1 protein-coding gene is annotated in these 1,439 nt (G+C 73.0%); it reads left to right on the top strand.

Annotated elements, in window-relative coordinates; translation table 11 throughout:
* Window positions 1-59: 59 nt before the first annotated feature.
* Window positions 60-1,328, top strand: a complete 1,269-nt coding sequence (locus FB388_RS36080) for an MDR family MFS transporter (RefSeq protein ID WP_142107146.1) — start codon at window positions 60-62, stop codon at window positions 1,326-1,328.
* Window positions 1,329-1,439: the final 111 nt, after the last annotated feature.

Consider the following 1,439-nt stretch of genomic DNA (forward strand, 5'->3'; position numbering starts at 1 on the left):
AGATGCATCCCGGGTCAACATCGTCACCATACAGTCGCAACTGCTACAACTTGGCGACAATGACTGCTACCGCTGAGCCGGTCCGGCGCCGGTTCGGGGTGCTGCGCGACTTCGGCCGCCTCCCCCGGGTCGTGCAGCTCCTCGTTCTCACCCAGCTGGCCTTCAACATCGGCTTCTACATGGTGCTGCCCTACCTAGCGACGCACCTCACAGAGGACCTCGCGCTCGGGGGCGCCGTGGTCGGGCTCGTGCTCGGCCTGCGGACGTTCAGCCAGCAGGGGCTGTTCGTCGTCGGCGGCACGCTCACCGACCGGATCGGCGCCAAACCCGTCGTCCTCGCCGGCTGCGCGCTCCGGGTGGCCGGGTTCGTGCTGCTCGGGGTGGCCGAGAGCCTCCCCGTCGTACTCGCAGGCGCGCTGCTCACCGGGTTCGCCGCGGCCCTGTTCTCTCCGGCCGTTGAGTCGTACCTCGCCCGGGAGGCCGGTGAGCAGGCGGAGGCGGGCGGGCCGCCCCGCGCGGACGTGTTCGCGATGCTCGCGATCTCCGGCCAGGTCGGCACGGTCGTCGGGCCGCTCGTCGGCGCGGCGCTGCTGGTCGCCGGGTTCCGGCTCTCCTGCCTCGTGGCCGCCGCCGTGTTCGTGCTGATCGGCCTCGCCCACCTGTGCTGGCTGCCGCGCCGAACCGCACAGCACGCAGGCGAGCCCGTGCTCGCGGGCTGGGCGGAGGTGGTGCGCAACCGGCGCTTCATGGTGTTCGCAGCGGGCTACTCCGGCAACCTGCTCTGCTACAACCAGCTCTACCTGGCGTTGCCCGCCGAGCTGCGCAGGGCCACCGGGAGCCAGGCCGCCCTCGCATGGCTCTTCGTGCTCGCCTCCGTGATGGTGATCATCGGCCAGCTGTCGGCCACCCGCTGGGGCCGCCGGATCGGCGCGGCTCGCGCCATCGTGCTGGGCTTCGGGCTCATGGCCGGGTCGTTTCTCACGGTGGCCATCGCCGTGCTGCTGCCCGGATCCACGGCCGCTGCCCCCCTGTGGCCGGCCGTCACCATGGTCGTGCTGCTCACGGCGGGCGAGATGCTCGCCGTTCCCGTCGCGCAGGACCTCGTGCCACGGCTCGCCGGGGAGCGACGGCTCGGCGTCTACTTCGGGGTGCTGTCCTCGGCCGGAGGGCTCGCCGTCCTCGGCGGCAGCACCGTGGTGGGCGCGTTGCTGGACCCGGCGGTGGCGGCGCCTGCGGTGCCGTGGCTGGTGCTCGCCACCGTGCCGGCCGTCAGCGCCCTGATCATCGGTCTGCTGGCCCGACGCGGGGTGCTGACGGCCTCGACCTGAACCCCCGATGGAGCGGCCTGCCCTCGGTCCGGCCGCTCCACCGGGGTCGTCAGCGGCGGCGCGATCGCGGCAACGCCGATCCCCGATCGGCGCGCGCGGCGGTCGTGATCC

This window comes from Pseudonocardia cypriaca (assembly GCF_006717045.1).
Lineage (GTDB): Bacteria > Actinomycetota > Actinomycetes > Mycobacteriales > Pseudonocardiaceae > Pseudonocardia > Pseudonocardia cypriaca.

Bases quoted from the DNA above. Each gene is read 5' to 3' on its own strand.
- FB388_RS36080 (WP_142107146.1), top strand. From the start codon at position 60: ATGACTGCTACCGCTGAGCCGGTCCGGCGCCGGTTCGGGGTGCTGCGC.